At 63.9% G+C, this 26,628-nt stretch carries 25 protein-coding genes and 1 pseudogene; 11 read left to right on the top strand and 15 right to left on the bottom strand.

Annotation, left to right across the window (positions count from 1 at the left end):
• Positions 1-279: 279 nt before the first annotated feature.
• Positions 280-2,448 carry an EAL domain-containing protein gene (locus tag ACSKB8_RS11640; protein ID WP_438104189.1) on the bottom strand — a complete coding sequence of 723 codons (2,169 nt, stop codon included), beginning with the start codon at positions 2,446-2,448 and terminating at the stop codon, positions 280-282.
• 462 nt (positions 2,449-2,910) lie between these two features.
• On the opposite strand from ACSKB8_RS11640, the gene mepA reads away from it, so the two are divergent.
• The 4 genes from mepA to modC all read left to right on the top strand — a co-directional run bounded on the left by mepA (position 2,911) and on the right by modC (position 6,327).
• Complete coding sequence (gene mepA, locus ACSKB8_RS11635) at positions 2,911-3,855, top strand: penicillin-insensitive murein endopeptidase (RefSeq protein WP_438104187.1); 945 nt, start codon at positions 2,911-2,913, stop codon at positions 3,853-3,855.
• A gap of 312 nt (positions 3,856-4,167) precedes the next feature.
• On the top strand, positions 4,168-4,953 hold the full coding sequence (gene modA, locus ACSKB8_RS11630) for a molybdate ABC transporter substrate-binding protein (protein ID WP_438104185.1): 786 nt from the start codon (positions 4,168-4,170) through the stop codon (positions 4,951-4,953).
• A gap of 13 nt (positions 4,954-4,966) precedes the next feature.
• Positions 4,967-5,662 (top strand): molybdate ABC transporter permease subunit, encoded by a 696-nt coding sequence (gene modB / locus ACSKB8_RS11625; protein ID WP_130217833.1) that lies wholly within the window; start codon positions 4,967-4,969, stop codon positions 5,660-5,662.
• A 2-nt stretch (positions 5,663-5,664) separates the two neighbouring features.
• Positions 5,665-6,327 (top strand): molybdenum ABC transporter ATP-binding protein, encoded by a 663-nt coding sequence (gene modC / locus ACSKB8_RS11620; RefSeq protein ID WP_130217835.1) that lies wholly within the window; start codon positions 5,665-5,667, stop codon positions 6,325-6,327.
• 110 nt (positions 6,328-6,437) lie between these two features.
• On the opposite strand, the gene ACSKB8_RS11615 is transcribed toward modC, so the two are convergent.
• Together ACSKB8_RS11615 and ACSKB8_RS11610 are read right to left on the bottom strand one after the other, a co-directional pair.
• Entirely contained in the window at positions 6,438-6,698 is a 261-nt protein-coding gene (locus ACSKB8_RS11615) for a PepSY domain-containing protein (RefSeq protein WP_128936962.1), read from the bottom strand.
• Positions 6,699-6,960: 262 nt separating this feature from the next.
• Positions 6,961-8,754 carry a potassium/proton antiporter gene (locus ACSKB8_RS11610; RefSeq protein ID WP_438104182.1) on the bottom strand — a complete coding sequence of 598 codons (1,794 nt, stop codon included), beginning with the start codon at positions 8,752-8,754 and terminating at the stop codon, positions 6,961-6,963.
• Positions 8,755-8,967: 213 nt separating this feature from the next.
• Between ACSKB8_RS11610 and ACSKB8_RS11605 the strand changes: the two genes are divergently transcribed.
• The gene (locus ACSKB8_RS11605; RefSeq protein ID WP_438104180.1) at positions 8,968-10,284 is read left to right on the top strand and encodes a mechanosensitive ion channel family protein; all 1,317 of its coding nucleotides are present in this window, start codon (positions 8,968-8,970) and stop codon (positions 10,282-10,284) included.
• 128 nt (positions 10,285-10,412) lie between these two features.
• The gene (gene map, locus ACSKB8_RS11600; RefSeq protein WP_128940269.1) at positions 10,413-11,231 is read left to right on the top strand and encodes a type I methionyl aminopeptidase; all 819 of its coding nucleotides are present in this window, start codon (positions 10,413-10,415) and stop codon (positions 11,229-11,231) included.
• Positions 11,232-11,268: 37 nt separating this feature from the next.
• Here map and ACSKB8_RS11595 read toward each other — a convergent pair whose 3' ends face one another.
• From ACSKB8_RS11595 to ACSKB8_RS11580, 4 genes are all read right to left on the bottom strand, one after another.
• A complete protein-coding gene (locus ACSKB8_RS11595; RefSeq protein ID WP_438104178.1) occupies positions 11,269-11,775 on the bottom strand; it encodes a phosphoribosyltransferase family protein in 507 nt (168 codons plus the stop codon).
• Positions 11,776-11,785: 10 nt separating this feature from the next.
• Entirely contained in the window at positions 11,786-12,823 is a 1,038-nt protein-coding gene (locus ACSKB8_RS11590; RefSeq protein ID WP_438104176.1) for a patatin-like phospholipase family protein, read from the bottom strand.
• Between the two features lie 68 nt (positions 12,824-12,891).
• The gene (locus ACSKB8_RS11585; RefSeq protein ID WP_438104174.1) at positions 12,892-13,602 is read right to left on the bottom strand and encodes a queuosine precursor transporter; all 711 of its coding nucleotides are present in this window, start codon (positions 13,600-13,602) and stop codon (positions 12,892-12,894) included.
• A gap of 224 nt (positions 13,603-13,826) precedes the next feature.
• On the bottom strand, positions 13,827-14,423 hold the full coding sequence (locus ACSKB8_RS11580; RefSeq protein WP_438104172.1) for a bifunctional transcriptional activator/DNA repair enzyme AdaA: 597 nt from the start codon (positions 14,421-14,423) through the stop codon (positions 13,827-13,829).
• Positions 14,424-14,578: 155 nt separating this feature from the next.
• On the opposite strand from ACSKB8_RS11580, the gene ACSKB8_RS11575 reads away from it, so the two are divergent.
• Together ACSKB8_RS11575 and radC are read left to right on the top strand one after the other, a co-directional pair.
• The gene (locus ACSKB8_RS11575) at positions 14,579-15,514 is read left to right on the top strand and encodes a DMT family transporter (RefSeq protein WP_438104170.1); all 936 of its coding nucleotides are present in this window, start codon (positions 14,579-14,581) and stop codon (positions 15,512-15,514) included.
• 40 nt (positions 15,515-15,554) lie between these two features.
• Entirely contained in the window at positions 15,555-16,268 is a 714-nt protein-coding gene (radC, locus tag ACSKB8_RS11570; protein ID WP_438104168.1) for a RadC family protein, read from the top strand.
• Positions 16,269-16,384: 116 nt separating this feature from the next.
• On the opposite strand, the gene ACSKB8_RS11565 is transcribed toward radC, so the two are convergent.
• From ACSKB8_RS11565 to ACSKB8_RS11530, 8 genes are all read right to left on the bottom strand, one after another.
• Positions 16,385-17,104, bottom strand: coding sequence for a hypothetical protein (locus tag ACSKB8_RS11565; RefSeq protein ID WP_438104167.1), 720 nt, complete (start codon positions 17,102-17,104; stop codon positions 16,385-16,387).
• Between the two features lie 208 nt (positions 17,105-17,312).
• Positions 17,313-17,633: a hypothetical protein gene (locus ACSKB8_RS11560; protein ID WP_091896844.1), complete on the bottom strand. Its 321-nt coding sequence runs from the start codon at positions 17,631-17,633 to the stop codon at positions 17,313-17,315.
• Positions 17,634-17,809: 176 nt separating this feature from the next.
• Positions 17,810-18,184 carry a hypothetical protein gene (locus ACSKB8_RS11555; RefSeq protein WP_438104165.1) on the bottom strand — a complete coding sequence of 125 codons (375 nt, stop codon included), beginning with the start codon at positions 18,182-18,184 and terminating at the stop codon, positions 17,810-17,812.
• A gap of 109 nt (positions 18,185-18,293) precedes the next feature.
• Complete coding sequence (locus ACSKB8_RS11550; RefSeq protein WP_438104163.1) at positions 18,294-18,986, bottom strand: AprI/Inh family metalloprotease inhibitor; 693 nt, start codon at positions 18,984-18,986, stop codon at positions 18,294-18,296.
• On the bottom strand, positions 18,986-19,975 hold the full coding sequence (locus ACSKB8_RS11545) for a 2-hydroxyacid dehydrogenase (protein ID WP_438104161.1): 990 nt from the start codon (positions 19,973-19,975) through the stop codon (positions 18,986-18,988). Before ACSKB8_RS11545 ends, ACSKB8_RS11550 begins: the two co-directional genes overlap by 1 nt.
• Positions 19,975-20,793, bottom strand: a complete 819-nt coding sequence (locus ACSKB8_RS11540) for an ABC transporter permease (protein WP_438104160.1) — start codon at positions 20,791-20,793, stop codon at positions 19,975-19,977. The genes ACSKB8_RS11545 and ACSKB8_RS11540 overlap by 1 nt, the downstream gene beginning before the upstream one ends.
• Positions 20,790-21,605, bottom strand: a complete 816-nt coding sequence (locus tag ACSKB8_RS11535) for an ABC transporter ATP-binding protein (protein ID WP_438104158.1) — start codon at positions 21,603-21,605, stop codon at positions 20,790-20,792. The genes ACSKB8_RS11540 and ACSKB8_RS11535 overlap by 4 nt, the downstream gene beginning before the upstream one ends.
• Positions 21,606-21,814: 209 nt before the next feature.
• On the bottom strand, positions 21,815-22,837 hold the full coding sequence (locus ACSKB8_RS11530; RefSeq protein WP_438104156.1) for an ABC transporter substrate-binding protein: 1,023 nt from the start codon (positions 22,835-22,837) through the stop codon (positions 21,815-21,817).
• 162 nt (positions 22,838-22,999) lie between these two features.
• On the opposite strand from ACSKB8_RS11530, the pseudogene ACSKB8_RS11525 reads away from it, so the two are divergent.
• The 3 genes and pseudogenes from ACSKB8_RS11525 to ACSKB8_RS11515 all read left to right on the top strand — a co-directional run bounded on the left by ACSKB8_RS11525 (position 23,000) and on the right by ACSKB8_RS11515 (position 26,588).
• Positions 23,000-23,805: pseudogene (locus tag ACSKB8_RS11525) on the top strand (creatininase family protein).
• A 140-nt stretch (positions 23,806-23,945) separates the two neighbouring features.
• Positions 23,946-24,209 (top strand): hypothetical protein, encoded by a 264-nt coding sequence (locus tag ACSKB8_RS11520; protein WP_438104155.1) that lies wholly within the window; start codon positions 23,946-23,948, stop codon positions 24,207-24,209.
• 339 nt (positions 24,210-24,548) lie between these two features.
• Positions 24,549-26,588 carry a carbohydrate porin gene (locus tag ACSKB8_RS11515; RefSeq protein ID WP_438104153.1) on the top strand — a complete coding sequence of 680 codons (2,040 nt, stop codon included), beginning with the start codon at positions 24,549-24,551 and terminating at the stop codon, positions 26,586-26,588.
• The last annotated feature ends 40 nt before the right edge of the window (positions 26,589-26,628 follow it).

The raw sequence follows: 26,628 nt of genomic DNA, 5'->3' as shown, positions 1-26,628 counted from the left end.
ACGGCAGCCGCGATGACGTTGCACTCCCTCGCCCCGTTCTTACGGGGAGAGGGTTGGGGTGAGGGGCCTCTCTCCGCGGATGCGATCGGCGTGAGACCGGTACCCCCTCACCCGTAGGGCTATCGCTTATGCATTTCGCGGGGACCACCCGCGAGTTTGCTCCGCCTCTCCCGCTTGCGGGAGAGGCCGACGCGTCCCGGGCGATGCGAAGCATCGTCCCGAGCGCGGCGGGTGAGGGCTCGGGGAGAGGTGAGGGAGCATCACGCTCTTGCGCCGCACTCACGCCACCAGCGCAGCGTCCTCGTCCGCGGCATCGATCCCACGCTGCGCCGCCAAGAGGCTGATGATCTCCGCATTCGGCCTTGCCTTGCTGAACAGAAAGCCCTGGCCCTCGTCGCAGCCCTCGGTGCGGAGGCAGCTGAGCTCGGCTTCGGTCTCGACGCCTTCGGCGGTGATGGTGACCCCCAAGCCCTTGCCGAGGCTGACGATGGAGCGGATGATCGCCTGGGCTTCGCGGTTGGCCCCCAGATCGCGCACGAAGGACTGATCGATCTTGATCTTGTCGAAGGGGAAGCTGCGCAGATAGCTGAGGCTGGAATAGCCGGTGCCAAAATCGTCCATCGAGATGCGCACATCGAGCGCGCGCAGCGCATGCAAGGTCGCCAGCACCTGCGCGCTCTTTTCCAGCAGCAGCGTCTCGGTGATCTCGAGCTCGAGCCGGCGCGGCGGCAGGCCGGAATGTTTCAGCGCGTCCGTCACCATCGACAGCAGATTGCCGCTGCGGAACTGGAGCGGCGACAGGTTGACGGCGACGCGGACGTCGTCCGGCCAGGCCGCCGCATCCAGGCACGCGCGGCGCAGCATCAAGCCGCCGAGCGGATTGATCAGCCCGGTGTCCTCGGCGACCGGAATGAACTCGGCCGGCGAGACCATGCCGCGCTCGGCATGCGGCCAGCGCACCAGCGCCTCGAAGCCGGTGATGCGGCCGCTCTGGAGGTCGATCAGCGGCTGGTGATAGGGGCGCAGCACGTCGTTCTGGATCGCGTCGCGCAGCTCGACCTCGATCTTGCGCCGGCTCTGCGCTTTTGCATCCAGCGCCGCCTCGAAGAAAGCGAAGGTGCCGCGCGCATCGGCCTTGGCACGCGACAGCGCCATGTCGGCGCCCTTGAGCAGCTTTTCGGACTCATCGCCGTCGCCGGGCGCCATGGCGATGCCGATCGATGCGCCGATCACCACGGAATGGCCGTCGAGCAGATAGGGATCGGCGATGGCCTCGAGCAGGCGTTTTGCCAGCATCACCGCGTCCTCGGGACGTGCCAGGCCGCTTTGGACGATGGCGAACTCGTCCGAGTTCAACCGCGCCAGCGCGTCCTCCTCGCGCAAGGTGGAGCGCAGCCGCTTGGCGACGCCGCGGAGCAGCTTGTCGCCGACCGCGTGTCCCAGCGTGTCGTTGACCGCCTTGAAATTGTCCAGCCCCAGCATCAGCAGCGCGACCTTGTCGGTGCTGCGCCGCGTATGCAGCAGCATCTCGTCGACCTGCTGGCGCAGCAAATTACGGTTCGGCAGACCGGTCAGCCCATCGTGCTGGGCCATGAAGGCGAGCCGCGCCTCGGCGCTCTTGCGCTCGGTGATGTCCATCAGCGCGAGCAGCACCGCGGGCCGCTCGGCATAAGTCAGTTCGCGCGAGTAGATTGCAAGGTCGATCAGCGCGCCGTCGGCCTTGACGTGCTTCCAGGTGCGCCCGGCCTGCTCCGCGCCGGTTGGATCGGTGGTCCAGGGCGGCTCGCTGTCGAAAGCCTGCAGGGAGCGGATCTTCAGCCGCTCGAACTCGGCGCGGCTATAGCCATAATGCGCGATCGCGGCATCGTTGACGCCGAGGATGCGTTCATCGTCCAGCGCGCAGACGATCATGGGGACGGGATTGCCGTCGAACAGCAGGCGGAACGAGGCCTCGCGCTGCTTCAATTCGGTGATGTCGACGCGCAGGCCGACGACGCCGCCATCATCGGTCAATCGCTCGTCGATCAGGATGACGCGGCCGTCAGCGAGCTTCTGCTCGTGACGCGCGCCGGGCTGATAGAGCTTTTGCAGCCGCTCGGCGATCCACTCGTCCTCGTGGCCGATGGCCTCGGGATAGTCACCGCGGGCGACACCGACGCGCAGCGTGTCCTCCAGGCGCGCGCCTTCGACGAACAGATCGGCGGTCTTGCTGTAGATCTCGGCGTATTTCTTGTTCCAGAGCAGGTAGCGGCCGTCGGCATCGAGAAACACGATGCCCTGCGGCAGGATGTCGATGGCCTGGCGCAGGCGCTCATGGGATTTGTGCGCTTCCGCGATCGCGGCTTCCGCCTCGGCGCGGCTGCGCAAGAGTTCATCGCGGTCGGCAGGCGGATGAGGCGTGCGCGCGAAGCGCGGCTTGCGCGGCTGTCGGCCGGCTTGGACAAGCACGTTGCGCTTTCGCTTTGCTGTCTTTCGAGACCCCAAACTCAACTTCACTCGTCCCAGTCACGCCCAGTGACCGCAAGTTTTGGGGCAAGTGTCTGAAAAAAAAGTAATCTTGACCGGCTGCGGCCCGCGCGAGTGGCCGCTTGCTGCCTGTTTGCGAGGCGCGACTGCGTCGACGGGCGCCGCCAACCTCATCCCGGCGCCGCGGTGAAGGAACGATCTGGCGCAAAATTGCGCGCGCGCTTGAATCATTTCCGAAATCGCGCGCGATTGCATGCGACCCGCGGTTATTCCTCACGTCGCGCACGAATTTTGGTCAATGCAGAACAGGGTTATCGCGCGATTAAGGATCGACCATCGCGCGTGCGACTTTGGGATGACGCGACGGATCTTGGCTGGCCGTGTGATCGCCGCATGGCCCTCAATCCTTAACCCTGACGCGGCGTTGGGTTATAAGGATTCGGCATGAGTCCCCGCCGCCTCGCTCCTCTCCTGCTTTTTGTGACATTCCTGGCCGCCGGTAGCGCGCTGGCCCAGGACAAGGGCAGCGTCACCCCAAAACCGCTGCCGCCGCTCGCCAATCCGAACGACCCCTCCCTCGCCGCCAAGGAGCTGTTCGCGCGCAAGCTGCTGCCGTCGAAGGGATCGGCCCATGTCATCGGCTCCTACACCAAGGGCTGCATCGGTGGTGCCATGCAGATGCCGCTCAACGGCGACAATTGGCAGGTGATGCGGCTGTCGCGCAACCGCAATTACGGCCACCCCGACATGATCGCCCTGATCAAGCGGCTCGCGGCCAAAGCGCACAAGGACGCCGGCTGGCCCGGCATCCTGGTCGGCGACATCGCGCAACCCCGCGGCGGACCGGCGCTGTCGGGCCATGCCAGCCATCAGATCGGTCTCGATGCCGACATCTGGCTGACGCCGATGCCGGACCGCCGGCTCTCGCGCGAGGAGCGCGAGGAGATGTCGGCGGTGATGATGGTTCGCCCCGACCGGCTCGACGTCGATCCGAAGGTGTTCACGCCGGGCCATGTGCTGGTGCTGCGCGATGCGGCGCGGGAGCCGGGGGTGCAACGCATCTTCGTCAATGCCGCGATCAAGAAGGCGCTGTGCCGCGAGGCCAAGGGCGACCGCGCCTGGCTATCGAAGATCCGCCCCTGGTGGGGCCACGACTATCACTTCCACATCCGCATGCACTGCCCGGCGGGCGCCGGAGAATGCGAGGGCCAGCCGTCGCAATCCGAGGACGAAGGCTGCAAGGCCTCCGATCTCGCCTATTGGTTTTCGGATGCAGTGCTGCACCCCAAGCCGCCGCCGGAGCCGCCGAAACCGAAGCCGCCAATGACGCTGGCCGACATGCCGGCGGCATGCAAAGCCGTGCTGCATGCAGCGGATGCGAAGCCGTAGCCTCTCAGCCGTCGTCCTGGCGAAAGCCAGGACCCATTACCCCAGGGTGGAGACGTGACACGAGCTGATAACTCCAGTCTTCGCAAAACTACTCCCTGGGCAATGGGTCCTGGATCGGCGCTCCGCTGGTCCAGGACGACGAACGAGGTTTGACCTGAGGCCGAGGGCTGCTATCTTCGCGAGCAGCGATATCCCTGCCGGCCGTAAGCCGTCGCAAGGCCCGTGGAACAGCGCGTCCGCCCGTCGCATCAGACCCACCCAACGCCAGATTTGCGCGCGTCACCGCGCGCGAACTCGCACGGAGCGCTATCCATGTTTCGTATTGCCGCACTTGTCACCGCCTTCGTCATCCTCGCGGGCGCAAGCCTGTCGCCCGCCGCCGCCGAGGACAAGACCATCACCGTGTTCGCGGCCGCTTCGATGAAGAACGCGCTCGATGAGGTCGACGCGGCCTACACTGCCAAGACCGGCGTCAAGTTCTCCGTCAGCTATGCCGCAAGCTCGGCGCTGGCCAGGCAGATCGAGCAGGGCGCGCCGGCCGACGTGTTCGTCTCGGCCGATACCGACTGGATGGACTACGCGATCGCCAGGAAGACCATCAACGAATCCACCCGCGTCAACCTGCTCGGCAACAGCATCGTGCTGATCGCGCCGAAGGACTCCAAGGTCGACAACGTCGCGATCACGCAAGGCTTCGATCTCGCCAAGCTCGCCGGTGACGGCAGGATCGCGACCGGCGACGTGAAATCCGTGCCGGTCGGCAAATACGCCAAGGCTGCGCTCGAGAAGCTGGGCGCCTGGCAGGCCGCCGAGCCGAAATTCGCCATGGCCGAGAGCGTGCGCGGCGCGCTGACGCTGGTGGCGCGCGGCGAGGCCGTGCTCGGCATCGTCTATGCGACCGACGCCAAGGTCGAGCCGGGCGTGAAGATCGTCGGCACCTTCCCGGCGGATTCGCACCCCCCGATCATCTATCCCGTCGCCGCGACCACGACCGCGAAGGGCGAGAGCAGCGACTATCTCGCCTTCCTGCGCTCGACGGCCGCCAAGACCATTCTGGAAAAATACGGCTTCAAGTTCCTGATCAGCCCCACCACGTGATATCTCTGGCTTGATGTCTGAGATTTCACCCGCCGAATGGACGGCGATCCTGCTTTCGCTCAGGGTCGCCATTGTCGCAACGCTGGTGGCGACGCCGTTCGGCATCGCGCTGGCATGGCTGCTCGCGCGGCGCGATTTCTGGGGCAAGTCGCTGCTCGACGCTACCGTGCATCTGCCGTTGGTGCTGCCGCCTGTGGTCACCGGCTATCTGCTGCTGCTCAGCTTCGGCCGCCGCGGCCCCGTCGGTAGTTTCCTCGCCGACCATCTCGGCATCGTGTTCTCTTTCCGCTGGACCGGTGCTGCGCTCGCCTGCGGCGTGATGGCGTTCCCGCTTCTGGTGCGGCCGATGCGGCTGTCGATCGAGGCGATCGACCGCCGGCTCGAGCAGGCCGCCGAGACGCTTGGCGCGGCACCGTGGAAAGTGTTCTTCACGGTGACGCTGCCGCTCGCGCTGCCCGGCGTGCTCGCCGGCATGGTGCTGGGCTTTGCCAAGGCGATCGGCGAGTTCGGCGCCACCATCACTTTCGTGTCCAACATTCCCGGCGAGACCCAGACGATCTCGTCCGCGATCTATTCGCTGATCCAGACGCCCGACGGCGACGCTGCCGCAGGGCGGCTCGTCATCGTCTCGATCGTGCTCGCGCTCGGGGCACTGATTGCGGCAGAATGGTTCGCCCGCCGCGCCACGGCGCGGCTGCACGGGAATTGACCATGCTGCGCGTCGATGTCGAGAAACAGCTGGGTGAGTTTTCGCTGCACGCGTCCTTCACCAGCGAGGGCCGCGTCATCGGCCTGTTCGGCGCCTCGGGCGCCGGCAAGACCTCGCTGGTCAACATGATCGCGGGCCTGTTGCGGCCCGACCGCGGCAGCATCGTGATCGACGGCGAGACCGTCGACGACACCGCGGCCGGCATCCATGTGCCGGCCTGGCGCCGCCGCATCGGCTATGTGTTCCAGGACGCGCGGCTGTTTCCGCATCTCAACGTGGCGCAAAATCTCGACTATGGACGGCGGATGAACGGCCTGGCCGCCGATCCGGCCCAGCATAAGCGCATCATCGATCTCCTCGACATCGGCGCCCTGCTCGGCCGCCGCCCCGGAAAGCTCTCCGGCGGCGAGCGCCAACGCGTCGCGCTCGGCCGCGCGCTGCTATCGAAGCCGCGCCTCCTGCTGCTCGACGAGCCGCTCGGCGCGCTCGACGAGAGCCGCAAGCTCGAGATCCTGCCCTATCTGGTGCGGCTGCGGGACGAGGCCAACGTGCCGATGGTCTATGTCAGCCACGACGCCGCCGAGCTGCGCCAGCTCGCCACACAGATCGTGATGCTGAAGCAGGGCCGCGTGACGAGTTTTGGCGGGGTGAAGGTGCTGACGTGAAGACGTAGCCCGGATGGAGCGGCAAGCGTAATCCGGGGCGGTGCCGCGGGCGAGAGCGCACCCGGATTTCGCTTCGCTCCATCCGGGCTACGCGGCTGCATCATTCAGAGCTACCAGCCGCGCTCGACGTTGCGCACCTCACCGGTCCTCGCATCGACATAGACTTCCATCCAGCGGCCGACACGATCCCGTCCGTCAACCTCCCATTCGTCGCCAAGGAAGTTGGTGTGCGAGACCGTCACGACGCCGAGATCTGTCGCGACATCGAGTGCGGCCTGCATCGAGATCTGATCGCCGGTGTCATAAGCCATCGCCGGTGCGGCAGCGCCAAGCGCAAGGGCTGTGAGAATCGGAAGGATGAACTTTCGCATTGCATACTCCTGTCAGTCCAAGCGGTTACGCGCCTTAGAACGAGCGGCATGGCGGAGTGTTCCGGGTTTCAAGGTCACGAAACCGCGCAAATCTTCGGCGGTTGCGGCGATTTGGTGGCGGTTCCTCTTCGTGGTCGTCCTGGCGAAAGCCAGGACCCATAACCACCAACTGCGGTTTGGCGAGGACTCGTGGTTGCCACTCTCGGCAACAACTTGTTCCTGGGGTAATGGGTCCTGGCTTTCGCCAGGACGACACCCCAAGTTAAACCCCCGCCACCGACGCCCACACATCGGCGAGCTTGCGCCGCAGCGCTTGCGTGCGGGTCAGCGGCGCGGGGGTCTCGTCCTCTTCCGGCAGGCGCAGGCCGACGACGTTGACGCGGCCGCCGGAGATCGAGCGCGCGACCAGCACGATCGTATCCAACGCGAGCTCGGCGCCCTCCTTCGGCGCGCGATCGAGATGAACATCGAAATAATCGGCCAGCGTCAGCTTGCCGTCGTCCGCGCCGAGCTTCACGCCGTAGATCTCGGCGAGCTCGGCAAGCGTGTGCTCGCCGGAGACCACGAAGTCGCCGAGCAGATGCGGATCGGGCGCCGAGCTCGGCTGCATGTCGACGAAGAAGCGGTCGAGCGCCTCGGCCTTTTCCGGCGGCGCCAGCAGGTAGATGTAGTCGCCCGGCGCGACCGGATCGGCCTCCGTCGGCGTCAAGATGTTCTCGTTGCGGATCACCAGCGTCGGCTTGGACCAGGACGGGATCAGGCCACGGCGGAAATACAGGCTCTTCGGCCGCACCGGATAGCCGACCAGTTGCTGCTCGAGCTGGCCGGGCAGATCCAACTCGACGCGGCGCGGACCGCGCTCGGCGCGCGGCAGCGCCACGTGCAGCTTGCGCGCGGCAGACGCCAGCGTCCAGCCTTGCAGCAGCAGCGAGATGATGACGACGACGAAAGCCACGTCAAAATAGAGATAGGCCTTGGACAGGCCGACCAGCATCGGAATCGACGCCAGGAAGATCGCGACGGCACCGCGTAAGCCGGTCCAGGCGATGAAGACCTTCTCGCGCCAGTTGAAGCGGAACGGCGCAAGGCACGCGAGCACCGCGAGCGGCCGCGCGACCAGCATCAGCATGAGAGCGACGGCGACTGCCGGCAGCACGCTGGCACCGAGCCGGCTCGGCGAGACCAGGAGGCCGAGCAGCACGAACATCACGATCTGCGCCAGCCAGGTTGCGGCGTCCAGGAAGGCCACCACCGAATTATGCGCCCGCGTCGGCCGGTTGCCGATGATGATGCCGGCGAGATAGACCGCGAGGAAGCCTGATGCGTGCATGATCTGCGAGCCGCCGAAGATAACGAGCGCGCCTGTCGTCACGAACGGCGCATGCAGGCCCTGCGGCAGCGCCACCTGATTGAGCGCGATCACGACCAGGCGTCCGCCGATGACGCCGACCACGGCGCCCAGCACCGCCTCCTGAACGAATTCGATCAGCACATGGCCGGGCGAGCTCGAGCCCAGCGAGATGTACTCGACCAGCATGAGCGTGAGGAAGATCGCAAACGGATCGTTGGTGCCGGATTCCGCCTCCAGCGTCGCGCCGACGCGCGGGCGCAGGCGCAGGCCCTGGGTGTGCACCAGCAGGAACACCGCGGCGGCGTCGGTCGAGGCGACCACGGCGCCAACCAGCAGCGACTCCGTCCAGTTGAGATCGAGCGCGTATTTCGCGAATGGCGCCGTGATCAGCGCCGTCAGCAGCACGCCGATGGTCGCGAGCACCACGGAAGGCGCGAGCACGGTGCGGATGCTGGCAAAGCGCGTCCGCAAGCCGCCGTCGAACAGGATCAAGGCGAGCGCGACCGAGCCGACCAGATAGGTGGTGCGGACGTCGTCGAACTGGAGCTGCCCGGGGCCGGAATCGCCCGCGAGCATGCCGATCGCAAGGAAGACCAGCAGTAGCGGCGCGCCGAAGCGCAGCGCAAGCAGGCTCGAGAGGATGCCGGCCATGACGAGGACAGCGCCGAGCAATATGGCGAGACTGACGGAGTCGAGGGAGGCCATCCACCTTCCGGGTAAAAATCGCTGGAATTGCATCCTTATCGTCGGCGGACTCGCGCGCCAACCCATTTTCTCCCGCTCGCGGCAATCTGGCCGCATTTTGCGGCCTTAACGCGCATCACTTCGCGGTGTATCGATGGTCCGGCGGTGCCCTTTGTGGGATTCTGCGGCTCCCTCGAATCAATTCCTCGCCCGCTTCCCGACGAGACCGACCCGATGGACATGGACCTCAAGGATTTCATGGAGTTCGTGCAGACCACCGCGCGCAGCGTCGGGGCGGAAATCTCCTCACCCTGGTTCTACCTGCAATTCGGTCTCATCCTGACCGCGGCCGGCATCGCCTATGCCGCGGAGGCGGCCATTCGCATCCGCGTCGACATGACGTCGCTGGCGATGCGCTGGCCGCTGCCGCTCCGGCACTTCGTCCGGGTGATGGTCGCAAGCGCCTCGACGGCGGTGTTCACCCTGCTCGTGATCATTTCACGCGTGGTGATGTACCATGCGACCTGGCCGAGCCGCAGCTATCTGTTGATGGTCGCGGCCAAGCTCGGGCTGGCGTGGCTCGTGATCCGGCTGCTCACCTCGGTGCTGCGCAACGCCTTCATCGTCAAGCTGGTGTCGATCACGGCGTGGTTCGTCGCCGCGCTCTCCATCCTCGGCCAGCTCGATGCGACGGTCGAGCTGCTCAATTCCTTCGCCATTGTGCTCGGCGGCCTGCGGCTGACCCCGCTGTTGGCGCTCAAGGCCGGCGCGCTGCTGCTGATCGCGCTCTGGCTCACCAACATCGCGAGCAATTTCGCCGAGAGCCGGATCAATGCGACCACCGATCTGACGCCCTCGGTGCAGGTGCTGCTGGTGAAAATCATCCGCATCGGGCTGCTTGCGGTCGCGATCGTGATCGCGCTCGGCGCGGTCGGGATCGATCTGTCGGCGCTCGCGGTATTCTCCGGCGCGGTCGGCGTCGGCATCGGTATCGGCCTGCAGAAGATCGTCGCCAATTTCATCTCGGGGATCATCCTGCTCGCCGACAAGTCGGTGAAGCCCGGCGACCTCGTCACCATCGGCGACAACACCGGGCGCATCAGCGCGATGAAGACGCGCTATATTTCCGTCGCCGCTGGCGACGGCCGCGAATTCCTGGTGCCGAACGAGGATCTGGTGACGCAGAAGGTCGTCAACTGGACCTATACCGACAAGAACACGCTGGTGAAGATCGCCTTCGGCACCAATTACGACGCCGACCCGCGCCTGGTCTGCAAGCTCGCCGCCGAGACCGCCACCGCCCATCCGCGCGCGCAGAAGGGCAAGCCGCCGAATTGCATTTTGACCGAGTTTGCCGAGGCCGGCATGAAGTTCTCGCTGACCCTGTGGCTCGCCGATCCCGACGGCATGGACACCGTCAAGAGCGACGTGATGCTGGCACTGTGGGACGCCTTCAAGCGCGAGGGCATCCGGGTTCGCTACCCCGTCCGCGAAATCCGCATTCGAGGTGGCGCGCTACCGGTGGAAACCACCGTAGAAGTCCCGAATTAGGCCCGCTTTTGGGTGCAAAGGTCACGCTTGGCTTGCATGAAGGCCCGCAATCATTAAATTAGGGCCTGAAATCAAGCCTTTCCGCCGAACATCGAAATCAGGCCCCGAGCCCGGAAGACAGTTCCCGCATGAGCTACGTCGAAGCCACTGATACCTCCCTGCGCAAGACCGGACAGATCAAGCTGCATGGGCCGAGCGCCTTTGCCGGCATGCGCAAGGCGGGCGCATTGGTGGCCAAGTGCCTCGACGAGCTCACCGACATCGTCGGGCCCGGCGTGCCGACTTCGCGCATCGACGAATTCGTCCGCGACTTCGCCTTCAGCAACAACGCCTATCCGGCGACGCTGATGTATCGCGGCTACCGTTACTCGACCTGCACCTCGCTCAACCACGTGGTCTGCCACGGCATGCCCGGCGACCGCCCGCTGAAGGAAGGCGACATCGTCAACATCGACGTCACCTTCATCGTCGACGGCTGGTACGGCGATTCCAGCCGGATGTATGCGGTCGGCCCGATCGCGCGGAAGGCCGAGCGGCTGATCGAAGTCACCTATGAAGCGATGATGCGCGGCATCGCCGCGGTGAAGCCCGGCGCCACCACCGGCGACATCGGCTACGCCATCCAGAGTTTCGTCGAGCCGCAGGGCATGAGCGTGGTGCGCGATTTCTGCGGCCACGGCCTCGGGCGCATGTTCCACGACGAGCCGAACATCATCCATATCGGCCGTCCCGGCGAGGGCGTGCAGCTCAAGCCCGGCATGTTCTTCACCATCGAGCCGATGATCAATCTCGGCAAGCCGCACGTCAAAATCCTCTCCGACGGCTGGACCGCAGTGACCCGCGACCGCTCGCTATCGGCGCAGTTCGAGCATTCGGTCGGCGTGACGGCGACGGGCGTGGAGATCTTCACGCTGTCGGAGCGGCACGGCGAGAAGCAGATCGGGTGAACTTTTCGCCTTCGAGAGCGTCGAGTAGCCGCAAACCTTAGCGATTCATCGATTTTGCGGCGAGGCGCACAGCGCCGTTGCCAAATGAGCTAAATGGCAAGTTCTCGACGATGAGCCGCCTGATCGACTCATCGTCGACTGAACAAACTGAGAAGAGAGGTACACCCCTCTCCTTCATGATCCGGTCGCGCGCATCTCCTTCGACGCGATTGATTAGGGTAACTACCCCGCGCACGGTGGCATGACGGAAATGAAGATGTCTCAGAGCATTCAACAAAATGCTCGCATCAGACGCTATGTCATCGACAACAATGACACTCTCATTCTTCACGAGGGAGCCATCGAACGGCGGCCCCATCTTGTAACTCATGTCGGTCTTAAAAAGGGAGATAGGTTTCCCGAGAATCCTTGCGACAGCGTGTGACAAAAGGATATTTCCCTTCTTGATTCCGACAATTCTATCGAAATCGCCGAGAAGCCGCATTTTCTCTGCAAGTATACGAGAAAGGACCTCCAGCTCGTCGTGATCAGTAGCGGCAGCCATGAGGTCGATATCAGTACTTGACCAAGACCCGGTCCTCCAGAAGGCCCGTGTCGCGGGCTACGCCACCGCGAACGATATGGCCCCGAGCGATCGTAGAAATCGCCTCTTCAGGCTGACCTTGTTCGACCATTCTTTTGACGGAATCGATCGACCTTTCCACAAACGGCACTTCCTCAGCTTCGCCGAATTTCACCGTTGCTGTGGCAAAGAATCTGGTGGTTGCTTCTTTTCCTGCCAGGATAAGGTGATCTTGTTGGTCTCGACTGCTGTCGCGGCTGAAGGTAGGCGTGTCCCCTACATTAATTCGAACGACATTAGAAAGCCGGGCGATATCCATATACTTTTCCTGAACACGATCCTGCGCGACGAGAATTGAGTCGAATACGGAGAAGACATGAGCCAGCACCGAGCTGTTCTTACTGCTTGTCGGCTTTGAGATAAGGGCAAATCCAAGAACGGGGATGAATTCGTTCTGCTCATCATGTTCATCATCGAATAGCCACATCGGAAAATTGCTTAGAACTCCCCCATCGACTACTTCCTCTCCTCCGCCATGCGAAACCGGAGGAAACATCATCGGGAAGGAGCAGGAAGCCAGCACCGCCTCCGCTATTTCGATAGTCGGCGTAGTGCGCTTGCTGTAAACAAAGATTTCCTGAGTAGTGATATTGGCGGCCACAATCTTCAGTGGACCGCCCTTCAAGTCCTTAAATCTTACCCTGTCCAAATCGGGAAACTTCCGGCCAATCAGATCGCGGAGCCAATTCAGCAGGGCCGACGGGTCGGCCATTCCGCGATAGTAGCGAAAGAAGAACGTTCTCCATGCACTGATCTGGAAGAACCGCGAATAGGGCGCGTCGTAAAGATGCTCCCTGAGCTCAGTCGTCGAGTAACCACAAGCGAGGAGCGCTGCCACAATGGACCCAGCCGACGTCCCGCCCCAGCCGACGAAATTGAGTCCGTGCGATTTCGCCTCCTCGACGGCACCGAGAAGCGCAGCTCCCTTGATGCCCCCACCCGAAAAGACTGCAAAAAAATCTTTCGGCATTACTGTCCTCCAAGAATGCACCATCGATTTCAATACCTCAGACGAACAGCGTTCGGCGCTTTCGTCTTCTATCGGGACATCCAATCGGATTCGAAAGTCTTGTTTGCCGGGTTCAGCCCCTTCGCCCACCGAGCGAGGAACATGAACGGCGTATCCAATATCCCGACAGTGAATTTAGCGATGATCGCTGACAGCACGATTTGGAACAGCACAGCGTCCGGCATGACCCCATAAAACGCGATCAGGAAAAAGACGACGGTGTTCACCCAATTACCTAAAATGGTGCTCACGCCATTTCGCACTGCAAGCGCAAGCCAGCCTTTCCTATATTTTGCCTTGAGGTAGGAAAAAATCGAAACACAAACCAAACCACCAATTGCTGCGATGATTGCGGCAGCGGTTATCCTGGGTGTTACGGTGAAGAGCGTTACGATTGCAGAAGACGCATCGTCAGTCCTGGCTGCGGGTGTCCAGATCGAGACGGTCGTGTAGGCCATGAACGCGACCTGCGCGGCCAAATTCGCTGCCACCAATTTCAGCGCCTCACGTCGACCCCAATACTCCGTTAAAATGTCGTTGGCCAAGTAGGTCACTGAGAAAATAAAAACGCCGAGCGATGTCGTGAGGCCCAAAAATTCAACTTGCTTGGTCACCGTGACGTTCGAGACCAAGATGCATCCCACGGTAAATACGAACACCGCGGTACGTCCGAGATAGACGCATCCAATCAACGCGAAACACATGCTGAAAAAAGCGACGAGGCAATAAAGCTCTGACATGATCTCCCCCGAGCCGCGCCTTATTTTTACGTGTTATTTCATGTTTACACAACCATTATTAAGACACCCTGGATTCGAGGCGCGCTCATGTGCTGCCAGAGTGGTGCGACAGGAAGCACTCGGATGCCACTCGGTGGGGCACTGCGATGCTGAGACGAATGAGGAGACAAAAGGAAGCGCTGAGCTACCTTCTCCAGAGCGCCACGAGGATAGTGGGCTCGGTTCTATCGCCGTCGGCGGAACGACGACGGCGGCCGTTTGTAGGTCGCCGCGAATGCGTCGTTGAATCGGCGGACGCTGCCAAAGCCCGCCGCGAAGGCGATCTCCGCAAAATTCATGGTGGTCTGGTCGATCAGGCGCTTGGCTTCCTGCACGCGCCGGGTTGCCGCGATCTCGCTCGGGCTCGCGCCGGCATGGCGCATGAACAGGCGGAGCAGATGGCGCGGCCCGACCCCCAAGGCTTCGGCAAGCTCCGCCGCCGATCCGCGATCCAGGAATCCCTCGTTGATCAGACGCATCCCGCGGGCGACCGTGGTGGCCGTTCCCATCCAGGCTGGAGATCCCGGCGCGGCCTCCGGCCGGCACCGCAGGCAGGGGCGGAAGCCGGCCCGCTCGGCGGCGGCCGCCGTCGCATAGAAGGTGACGTTCTCGGAGTGAGCAGGGCGAACGGGACAGACCGGCCGGCAATAGATGCGCGTCGAACGAACGCCGGAGAAGAACAAACCATCGAAAGCGCGGGCACGCGCGAGGCGCGCCCGATTGCACGTCTCCCAATCGAGATGCGGTGGCAGCGCCTGCTGGTGTGCCGAGCCTGTCGCCATGGCCTGACAATAATTTCGATGCGGCCTGACGGATAGCTGGAATCGGACTCGATCGGGCGATGAGGTCCGAATTCAGCCAGCCTGCCCGGCCGCTTCGGCTCATGGTGTCGATCGCCCTCAGGAGCGAACCGCATGAGCACACAGGCGCAACAAAGATGTCAGGACGAACGGCCGTCGCATTCGAGATCGGCCTCCTGCTGCTTCTGTCCCTGATCTGGGGCAGCTCGTTCACGCTGATCAAGGTTGCGATCCCGACCATTCCGCCCTTCACGATGGTTGCCGCGCGGGTGACGATCGCGGCTATTCTTCTGGTCCTGATCGCGCTCGCGCAGGGACATGACCTTCCCCGCTGGGGATCGGCGTGGGCGGCCTTCCTCGTGCAGGGGCTGCTGCAAAGCGCGCTGCCGTTCACTCTGATCGGTTGGGGCGAGATGCATATTTCGAGCGGTCTTGCCGGCGTGCTCAACGCGACGCCGCCGATGTTCGTGCTTGCAATCGCGATGATGACGGGGCGCGGGCGACAGACCATCAGCGGCCGCAAGCTCATCGGCGTCGCTCTCGGCCTCGCGGGTGTTGCCGTAACGATGGGCATCGATGCGCTGCCGGGGATCGGCACGGCCGCTCCGCTGGCCCAGATCGCCGTGCTCGGCGCGAGCCTTTGCTACGCGCTCGCGCCGATCTGGGGCCAGCGCTTCTTGGCCCTGCCTGCGATCGTCACCGCGGCCGGAGCGATGAGCTGCGCCGCGCTTCTGATGGTCCCGGCCGCCGCTGTCCTCGAGCAGCCATGGACGTTGGTGCCGCCATCGGCGGAGGCGATCGCGGCGGTGACCGCGCTTGCGGTGATCTGCACGGCCTTTGCGATGGTGATCTATTTCCGGCTGATCCACACGCTCGGCCCACTCGGCACGACCAGCGGCAGCTATCTGCGCGCGGGCTTCGCGGTGGCGCTCGGCACCGCATGGCTCGGCGAGCGCTTTACCTGGTCCAGTCTTGCCGGAATGGCGCTCATTCTCGTCGGTGTGGTGGCGGTCACCGTGCCCTGGCCCGCGCCAAACGCCAAGGGACCAACCAGCGCGCCGTGCCGCAATTGACGGTTGCAAAAACGCTGGGCCCCGGCAATGCTGGCGGCCGATGCCCGCCAAGCCAGACCACGACAAGAGCAAGCCTGAGGACACGCCGCATTATCACGGCCACCGCGAGCGGCTGCGCGAGCGCTTCTACAGCGCGGGCGCGGATGCGCTCAGCGACTACGAGCTGCTGGAGATGGCGCTGTTTGCCGCGCTGCCGCGGCGGGACACAAAACCGCTGGCGAAGACGCTGATCAAGACCTTTGGTTCGTTCGCCGAGGTCGTGCATGCCCCGGTGGCGCGCCTGCGCGAGGTGGACGGCGTCGGCGAGGCCGCGATCCACCAGCTCAAGCTGATCGCAGCGGCGGCGCACCGCGTCGCCAAGGGCGAGGTCAACAGCCGCAACGCGCTGTCGTCCTGGAACGAGGTGATCGATTATTGCCGCACCAGCATGGCCTTCGCCGAGAAGGAGCAATTCCGCCTGCTCTTCCTCGACAAGCGCAACCAGCTCATCGCCGACGAGGTGCAGCAGACCGGCACCGTCGACCATACCCCGGTCTATCCCCGCGAAGTGATCAAGCGCGCGCTCGAGCTCTCCGCGACCGCGCTGATCCTGGTGCACAACCACCCATCCGGCGATCCCTCGCCCTCGCAGGCCGACATCCAGATGACCAAGGCGATCATCGACATCGCAAAGCCGCTGGGGATTTCCGTGCACGACCACATCATCGTCGGCAGAAGCGGCCACGCCAGCCTGCGCGGGATGCGGTTGATCTAGAGCGGAATGGCTTTAGCCTGTCTCCGCTTGGGGATTGTCCCATTGCGGAAGCACCCTCTCCCCAACCCTCTCCCGCAAGCGGGAGAGGGAGTGCACCTCCATTATGACCGGCAATGTCATCGAACGGACTGCCATCCTTTCGGCGTCCAGCGGAGCAGCGCTCCCGAAAGCGGCTTCGGCGCACGGGCCACGACGTTCTCGGCGAGCGTACGCAGCGCGTCGAGCGCGGCGCTGCTGTCCTCGCCCGAATAGAGCACGAGATCGGGCGTCGGAACCGCCAAGATCAGAACGCCACCCTGGGCTTGCGCGAGCGGCGCCCAGCTGTCGATCAGCGCAAGCCGGCTTGTCGCGTAGTAATCGCCCTTCAACGTGCCGAACTGTCCCGGCACGGCCGGCTTTGCAGCGGACATGAGCGGCTTCAAGCTGCTGCGGACATTGGCGATGGCGATGTCGAAGACCTGGTCCGACGTCAAGCCGAGCGCAGCACGATCCTTGTCATTGAAGATCCTGACCGTGCGCGGCGAGTCGAGCACCGGGACGATCACCAGCCCCTCCGCGAGCGGACGCGTCGGGATGGTACCGGCAGACTCGAGCTCGCGAAGCGCCTGCCGCATATAGTCGGTCGAGCGCACCACAATTCGGAGAGCTGCTTTTGTCGGAGCGTCCGTTACGTTGCCGGTCGTTGCGACGACCCCGCCGACATAGGTCTCGATCTCCTTGGCGCAGCCGCTCGTGTTGGTCTTGCAGAAGGCGTAGATGCGATCGAGGTTGGCTTGCAAGGGACCGATCGAAAGCGTCAGAGGGCCCTTGATCACGACTTGTGTGTTACGAACCACGGCCTTTATCCGTGCCGCCACGAAAGCAGTGAACGCAGGCTCGTCGGTGGGGATTCGTTGCGCAGATGCAGGGCCGGCGGCGAGGAGAGAGCCGCCGACGATCGCAGCGGTCAGCCACCGGCACATGCGAGACCGGATACACATACGCCCCGCTCGGGCCTGTTGCGCCAAAGGGCGGGCATGTCGCGACAGCACGCTTGCAGCGCCCTCAGACCGAGGGGCCCCTGGCCAGAGCAAAGGAAAGCATGATCGCATCCGGCGTCTGCTTGAATTCTCTGGTCACCGTCTCGTGCACGAGGCCGGCAAGGTCGCCCAACGGCTTGGTTTGATAAAGGCCCGGAAACATGACCGTCACCGATGCGAGGCGGCCATTGTGCCAGTTGAAACCGACCTTCGGCCTTACGCCGGTTGACTGCTCGAGATCGCCCTCTACGGCCCGTGCGTACTGCATTCCGTTTTTCAGCGCGCCAAAGGCATCGCAGCCGGACAGGGCAAAGGCGAGGACGATGATGACGATGGCTCTGAACATCGAAAGGACCTGAACAGAATGCACGCTCTACGTTGGATTGCGGCAACCGTATCATGCAACACGCCGATCAGACCACAGAAAAGACGTGGCGGCGCCCAGCCGCCGGAGGCGGGGTGTCGCGGCCGTTAGTGGTGGCGGATCGCCGAGCCGGCTGCGGGCTTGCCTACAGAGCGGGGTTACGGTTCGACCCAGCGCTGCACGGCTTCGACTGTGTCGGCCGGCGTGGTGTTGAAGCAGATCGCGGCTTCCGGCGCCAGGCGATGGACGAGGTTGAGCACCCTCTCGAACAGCAGCAGGCGCTCCTTGGGCTCGCGGAGCCCGGCGCCGATCACGATGCAGTCGAAGCGCTCGTCGCGCAGCGCCGCCGTCACGGCGGCCTCGGCGGTCGCATCGAGATCGATCAGGCAGCTCGTGACCTCGAAGCCGAGGCCGCGCAAACGCAGGAGCTGGGCCTCGATGTAGCTGCGGACATGCTCGGGCGTGAGCTGCGGGAATGCGCTATAATCCGCATTGCCGGGCTCGATGCCGATCGCGAGGACATGCTTGGCCATGCGGATCTCCCAACGGAATCACCTGTTCCGCTAACCGATTCCCTGCCGGTCCGGTTCCCGTGAGAAGCTATCGCGCGGCCGCCGCGGCAGTGCTGAACGATGTCGTCGCCTATTGACGCAGCATGATCAGGGGATCGGCGGTGTCGGGAACGCGCCGCCACTGCGCATTGTCGTCGGCCTCGAACTGCCAGGCCTCGCCGGCCTTCGACATCAGGATGATCTGGCCGCGCTCGAGCCGCCATTGCGTCGGGTTGAACTGCGCGATCGCCGCGTCGCATCTCGGCTTGAGGAAGACCTGGAAATTGTCCGGGCCCGCCTCGGTGTTGGTCAGCGTCAGCCCGCAGACCGGCTGGCCGTTGCCGCGCACCATCGACCAGTCGCCGATCATCTGGTCCATCGACTTGGCCATCGAGCGCGCGGCGGCGAGATCCTGCAGGATGTAGACGCCTTCGCCCTGGCGCAGGCCCTCGAAGATGCCGGCCTCGACCTCGGTGAAGTCGATCACGGCCTCACCGGTCGCATCCTGCAAGCGGACGATGTCGAGACCTCGAACGTTCCAGGCGACGATGTCCTTGGTGAAAGGCAGCGCGGTCTTGCAGGCCGGCTCCAGCTCCAGCTTAAAACCCTGGCCCGCGGCGTCGCCCTTGAGCGTGACGACGCAGGTCTTGCTGCGCTCGGTGGTCGACAGCTCCCACTGCCCGGGCATCTGCTTCTTCAGGGTCGTCGCATCCTGCGCATGCGCGATGCCGATCGCGGCCAAGTAGGCCGCGACGGCGAATGCAACGCCCCGAAGAGCTCTCATCAGCGCCCCCTAAACGGCGTTTCCGCAACCGGCGTCAGCGGCGCCTTGCCGGCGAACCAGGACTTGAGATTGTCGACCACGAGCTGGTCCATCGCGTTGCGTGTTACCACCGAGGCCGAGCCGATATGCGGCAGCAGCACGACGTTCTGCATGGACTTGAGCTCGTCCGGCACGTTCGGCTCGGCCGCGAACACGTCAAGGCCGGCGGCGAGAATGGTGCCGGATTTCAGCGCCTGCACCAGCGCCGGCTCGTCCACCACCGAGCCGCGCGCGACGTTGATGAGCACGCCGCGCGGGCCGAGCGCCTTCAGCACCTCGGCATTGATCATCTTGTTCGTGCTGGCGCCGCCGGGCACGATCACCATCAGCGTGTCCACAGCCTTCGCCATCTCGATTAAATCAGGATAGTGCTTGTAGGAGACGTCCTTGGACGGATTGCGGGAATGGTAGACCACCGGCACCAGCGATGCATCGAGCCGGCGCGCGATGGCCTGGCCGATTCGGCCCATGCCGACGATGCCGACCTTGCGGTCGCGCAGCGAGCCGACGCTGAGCGGATAATTCTGCGTCTGCCACAGTCCGGAGCGGACATAGCGGTCGGCCTTGATGAACTCGCGCAGGGTGGAGATCAGAAGGCCCATCGCGACGTCAGCGACTTCCTCGGTCAAGACGTCGGGCGTGTTGGTGACGATGATGTTGTGCTCGGCCGCGTATTTGGTGTCGATGTGGTCGTAACCGACGCCGAAGCTCGCCACCATCTCGATCTTGGGCAGCTGCGACAGCGAATCCTTGTCGGCGCGCACGGTGTGATAGGTCACGGCGACGCCGCGGATCCTGTCGCGCACGGCCGGCGTCAGCCTCTCGAGGTCACCGCGCGTCTCGGCCTTGTGCACGACGAAATGGTCGGAAAACCCGTTGTCGAGGATCGGCCGCACCGGCCCATAGATCAGAAGGTCGATCTTTTCGGACGAAATCGAACCGGTAGACATCAGCTTTCCTTTCCAAGCGCGCTCTCATGCCAGCGCCGTAAAACGAGGTGCGAAACTAGCGCCAGCACCCCATAGATGACAATCCCGGCCAGCGACAACAAAAGCAGCGCCGCGAACATGCGGGGTATGTTCAATCGATAGCCTGACTCGGCGATCCTGTAGGCGAGCCCGGAGCCGGCACCGGCCGTTCCGGCCGCGATCTCGGCCACGACTGCGCCGATCAGCGACAGGCCGCCGGCGATGCGCAAGCCGCCGAGAATGTAGGGCAGCGCCGCGGGCAGCTTGAGAAAGCGCAGGGCCTGTGGCGGCGAGGCGCCATAGAGCTGGAACAAGCCGGCGAGATTGCGGTCGACCGAGTTGAGTCCGAGCGTGGTGTTGGACAGCACCGGGAAAAAGGCGACGATGAAGGCGCAGACCACCACTGCGGTCTGCTGCTCCAGATAGATCAGAAGCAGCGGCGCAATCGCGATGACAGGCGTCACCTGGAGGACGACGGCATAGGGGAACAGCGAATATTCGACCCATTTCGACTGATTGAACAAGAGCGCCAGCGCGATGCCGCCGACGCTCGCGGCGACAAACCCTTCGAGCGTGGTCAGCAGCGTGGTCGCGAGCGACTGCGACAGCACCGCCCAGTCCTTGATCAGTGTCAGAAAGATGACGGAGGGCGCCGGCAGCACGTAGGGCGGAATCTCCTTGATGCGAACCACCAGTTCCCAGGCGAGGAGGCCGGCCGCGAACACGATGACGGGAAGCACGAAGCGCATCGCACGTTGCGCGCCGGACGGTTTTACGGTGACGGCAGCTTGCGCGTTCATAGCGTCGACTGCCCTGCATAGGATGGAGCCAGCGCGGCCGACACTCTTCGGCAATAATCGGAATAGGCCGCTGAGGTGCGAAACTCCTCAGCGCGCGGCTCGATTGTCTCGATACGGAGGTCGGCTTGAATGCGGCCGGGCCGCGCCGTCATCACCACCACGCGCTGCGACAGGTAGACAGATTCGAACACCGAATGGGTGACGAAGATGATGGTCTTGCCGAGGCTGCGCCACAGCGCGAGCAAATCATTGTTGAGGCGGAAGCGCGTGATCTCGTCGAGCGCCGCGAACGGCTCGTCCATCAGCAGGATATCGGGATCGGTGACGAGCGCGCGCGCCAGCGACACCCGCATCTTCATGCCGCCGGAGAGCTCGCGCGGAAAGGCATCGGCAAAATCGGCGAGCCCGACGCTGGCGAGCGCCGCGTCGGCACGCGCGCACGCCTCGGCCTTCGGAACGCGGCCAAGCCTCAAGGGTAGTCGCACGTTGTCGCGCACGCTGGTCCAGGGCATCAGCGTCGGCTCCTGGAACACGAAACCGATGCCGTGGCCCGGCTGCGGCACGCCCTCGTGGCGCGCCACCCGCACGATTCCGGACGAGGGCGTGCTGAGCCCCGCGATCAGCCGCAGTGCGGTCGACTTGCCGCAACCGGACGGGCCCAGCAGCGAGATGAACTCGCCCTTGCGCACCGCGAGGTCGAGCGGGCCGAGCGCCATGACGCCGTTGTCATACGTCTTCGTCACGCCGCGCAGGTTGACGGCGAGAGCCGTCAGGCTGGCCTCGACGGCGGATGACGTTGAGCGCTCTACCATCGATCGCAGGCTGTGATGCGGTGGGATCGAGCTGCAACCTGCACCTCTCCCCAACGGGGAGAGGTCGGCGCGCAGCGCCGGGTGAGGGGGCTCAGGTCCCAGGAGAGAGCGTAACCCCTCACCCGCATCGCATCTGACGATGCGATGCGACCTCTCCCTTCGGGAGAGGTGGACGACGCCGACGCACCTTGCTCAAATCTCAGCATGCGTTACGGCTTGTTCGGGCGCAGCTCGACGCCGACGCCCTTGTTGACGAAGCGCAGCGTATAGGATTTGCGGAAATCGAGATCGGGCTTCACCACGCCCGCCTTCACCATCTTGTTGAAGAAGGAGGTATAGCGCTCGTCGCTCATGGCGCCGATGCCGTTCTTCAGGCTGTCGCCGGAATCAATGATGCCGTGCTCCTTCATCTTGGCGACGGAATAGGCGAGCAGATCGTCGGTCATCTCCGGATTGAGCTGCTTGATCATGGCATTGCCGGCGGAATTGTCGCGGTAGATGTAATTGTACCAGCCGATCATGGAGGCATCGACAAAGCGCTGGACGAGATCGGGCTTCTTCTCGACCACGTCGCGGCGGGTCTCGATCAGGGTCGAATAGGTGTTGAAGCCGTAATCGGCGAGCAGCAGCACGTTGGGCTTGAAGCCGGCCGCCTTCTCGACCGCGAAGGGCTCCGATGTCACGTAGCCCTGCATGGCGCTCTTGGGGTTGGCGATGAAAGGCTGCGGATTGAAATTATAGGGACGGACGTTCTTCTCGCTGAATCCATATTCGGACTTCAGCCACTGGAAGTAGCTGGTCATGCCCTCCTTGGAGACGAACAGCGTCAGCGGCTTGAGATCCTCGATCTTGGCGACCTTGGCGTCGGGCTGCGTCAGCATCACCTGCGGATCCTTCTGGAAGATCGCGGCGATGGTGACGACGGGGACGTTGTTGGCGACCGCATCGAACGACATCAGCGTGTTCGCGGCCATGAAGAAATCGATCTTGCCGGCGATCAGCAGCATCCGGTTATTTTCATTGGGCCCGCCGGGCACGATGGTGACGTCGAGGCCGTATTTCTTGTAGGTGCCGTCGGCGACCGCCTGGAAGAAGCCGCCATGCTCGGCCTCGGCGACCCAATTGGTGCCGAAGGTAACCTTGTCGAGCGTCTCGGCCCGCACTGGCACGCTTCCGACCAAAGCGGCCATCAGGCCCGCCGTTAACGCTCGCCGCAGATGAGAAGGGCTCATGAAGGGACTCCGTCGATCGTTGCTGGCCGATGTGAACGCAACGCGATAAAACCGCATGAAGTTCGGGGACGCGAGCCGGCCGGGCCCGCGTCCCCTCATACCCCAAATTACGTGACAAATTCAGGCAAAGAAACCTCCAAAGAAACCTGCAAGGAAAGCTCAATGATGCCGTCGCGCGACTGGACCGAGAACCGCTGGGCCGATGCGGCCCCGGCCGAGGTCTCGCGCTGGATTGCGGTGCTGCCGCTGGCGGCGACAGAGCAGCATGGCCCGCATCTGCCGCTCGAAACCGACGTGCTGATCGCGAACGCGTATCTGGCGCGCGTGCGCGAGCTGTTGCCCGAAACCGTTCCGGCCAGTTTTCTGCCCGTTGAACCAGTTGGCATCTCCACCGAGCACATCGACTATCCGGGCACGCAGACGCTGCCGATTGACGTCGCGCTGAAGCGATGGACAGGGATCGGCGAAGACGTCGCTCGTCGCGGCGTGAAGAAGCTCGTCATCATCACCAGCCACGGCGGCAACAGCGCGGCCATGATGCTGGTGGCGCAGGATCTTCGCGCGCATCACAAGCTGTTCGTGGTGACGACGTCGTGGTCGCGGCTATCAGGCGCCGACAAACTGTTCCCAGCCGATGAAGTGCGCCACGGCATTCACGGCGGCGCGGTCGAGACCTCGATCATGCTGGCGCGCTATCCCGATCAGGTGCGCATGAATGCGATCGCGGATTTTCCCGCGAGCAGCATCGCGATCGAGCAGCAGTATCGCTGGCTGTCGACGCAGCGTCCCGCGCCGTTCGCCTGGCAGGCGCAGGATCTCAACGCCAGCGGCGCCGTCGGCAACGCGACCTTGGCTGGGGCGGAAAGGGCGAGCAGCTTCTCGATCAGGGCGCGACAGCCTTTTGCGAACTGCTGAGCGAGGTCGATAACTTCGACGTGAACAGGCTCGCCAAGGGGCCCCTCGGCTAGCTCCCATCTCCCTGGAATTGTTCAGGAAAGCACAGGGTTCGGCGACCGCCTTTCCCGGCTTCGAACCGGACACGAGGAGCCTCCGTCCAACTGGGCACGCGGGCCACAACGGACCGCCTCAACCCCGGATGGAGTTTCACATGTCGATCAAGACCAAGATTGCCGCCACAGCTCTGGCTGCCCTCGCCGTGACCGGCAGCATCGTGTCCACCACTTCCCCGGCCGAAGCCAAGCAGCCCGGCTGGGTCTGGGGCGTGGGCGCCGGCATCGCCACCGCCGCCGTCGTCGGCTCCGCGATCGCCGCCAGCAATGATCCCTACTACTACGGCTATCACCGCTGCGGCTGGGTCGCCCAGTACAACGCCTTCGGCCAGTACGTCGGCCGCGTTCGTACCTGCTACTGATCTGAGTATCTGAGGCCGATCTCCCACGTGGATCCTGCGTCCGACACGGGCGCCTCATCCACCCCGTGTCGTGCCCCCGACCCCGCCCGGCGTCCCCCGGGCGGGGTCATCTGTTTTGGACTCCGACTTTGTTGCAGTCCCGTCACACACGGGTGCGAACCATCCTCTGCGGCGACGCGCGCCAGTTGCTATTGCGAATTAATCGCAATAAGGTCCGTAGCAAGACGAGGGGCTTGGGACGAAATCGCGCCGGATCGAGATCATCTCGGTCGACCGCGTGAGCACCTAAGACCTGATGACAGGGTCGCCGCGAATCGGCAGGGATGTCGCGGCGGGTGGATGCATTCGCGTTTGGGGGCGTGCGTTTTGACGTTGAGAAGTCACCGTTACAGGTACTTGCGGACGGCTGCGGCGATTGCCACCGGCGTGTTGGCTTTGCCCGCCAAAGGTACCGCGGCCGATCTGCCGCTGAAGGCGCCGGCGCTGAGCGCGGTCTATGATTGGACGGGCCTCTATATCGGCGCGCATGCCGGCTATAGCCGGGGTTCGTCGCACTTTGCGCTGAACGACGGCACCGCAATCGGCGACAGCGGCGTCTTCAGCGGCATGATCGGCGGCGTGCAGGCCGGCTACAATTACCGGCTCAATTCCGGCTGGCTGGTCGGCGTCGAAGGCGATTTCTCGTTTCCCAACTACATCACCTCGAACTCGATCGTCTCCTTCCTGGCCACCCCCGCCAACACCGTCACCCAGCAATGGGACTACACCACGAGCCTGCGCGGTCGCGTCGGCTACACCAGCGGCCCGTGGCTGCTCTACGCCACCGGCGGCTTTGCGTGGATGGGCGAGCGCTATTTCGACACGCCGGCTTCCGGCGCCGAAGTCCCGAAAATCCTGAACACGCGGCCCGGCTGGATTGCGGGCGCGGGCATCGAATACGGCTTCGCGCCGCATTGGAGCGCGCGGCTCGAATATCTCTACAGCCGCTTCGACGGCGCCAATGTCGCCTTCTCCACGGGAGCCCAATACACTTCCTCGTCGCTCGACTTCCAACAGGTCAGGCTCGGCCTCAACCGCAAGGTCAATTGGCCAGGCATGCCGAGCTATGACCCCAAGAACTTGCCGAAGAGCTCCCTGATCGACACGGAATCCGATCGCTGGGAGATTCACGGCCAGAGCACCTATCTGCCGCAGGGCTATCCGTCGTTCCCCGCGCTCTACACTGGGCCGAACTCGCTCTCACCCTCGGCGCAGGCCAAAGCGACGTGGAGCAACAGCCTGTTCCTGAACGCACGGCTCTGGGACGGCGGCGAGGTCTATTACAATCCCGAACTCCTCCAGGGATTTGGACTGAACGACACGGTCGGTGCCGCCGGATTCCCGAACGGCGAAGCGCAGAAGTCGAACTTCCCCTATCCGCATTACAACACCTCGCGCCTGTTCGTGCGCCAGACATTTGGCTTCGGCGGCGAGCAGGAGGAGCTTGCGAGCAGCCAGTTGCAGCTCGGCCAGAAGGTCGACGTTTCCAGGCTCACCTTGCAGGCCGGCAAGTTCGCGGTCGTCGACGTGTTCGACGGCAATGCTTACGCCAAGGACACCCGCAAGGACTTCATGAACTGGTCGCTATGGGCGCCGGGCGCCTTCGACTATTCCGCCGACAAGGTCGGCCTCACCTATGGCGTCACTGCCGAGCTCAACCAGAAGCACTGGGCGCTGCGCGGCGGCTATTTCCTGATGGTCGCCGAGCCCAATTCAAATCATTTCGACACAAAAGTCGGGGAGCGCGGCCAATACGTGCTCGAGCTCGAGACGCGCTTCTCGCTGTTCGGCCAGCCCGGCAAGCTCAGGACCATGGGCTGGCTCGACAGCGCCAACATGGGCAGCCTCCGCGAGACGCTGGATAATCCCGCGCTCAATCTCGACATCGCGCAGACCCGGCGCGGCCGCCTGAAGTATGGCTATGTGCTCAACCTCGAGCAGGCGATCACGGACGATGTCGGGCTGTTCGGCCGCTGGAGCTGGAACGATGGCAAGAGCGAGACGATCGCCTTTACCGACATCAACCGCAGCCTGTCCGCCGGACTGTCGATCAAGGGCACGAAATGGGGCCGGCCGGACGACGTGATCGGCATCGGCGGCGCCATCAATGCCATCTCGCAAGACTATCGGGACTTCCTGGCGGCGGGCGGTCTCGGTATTCTCATCGGCGACGGCGCGCTCAATTACCGCAAGGAGCGCATCCTCGAAACGTATTACGCCTATGCGCTGAACAAGAATCTCACTCTCACTGCCGACTATCAGCTCATCGTCAACCCCGCCTACAACGCCGACCGCGGACCGGTGTCGGTGTTTTCAGGACGGCTGCACGGGGAGTTCTAAAGCGCGATGAAATGAGGCTTGATCGCTGCAATGACGGAGG

It is taken from the genome of Bradyrhizobium sp. BR 1432, from assembly GCF_051547705.1.
GTDB classification, from domain to species: Bacteria; Pseudomonadota; Alphaproteobacteria; order Rhizobiales; family Xanthobacteraceae; genus Bradyrhizobium; species Bradyrhizobium zhanjiangense.
Note: the sequence above shows the minus strand (reverse complement) of the source record. Positions and strands in the feature narration are given on the sequence as shown.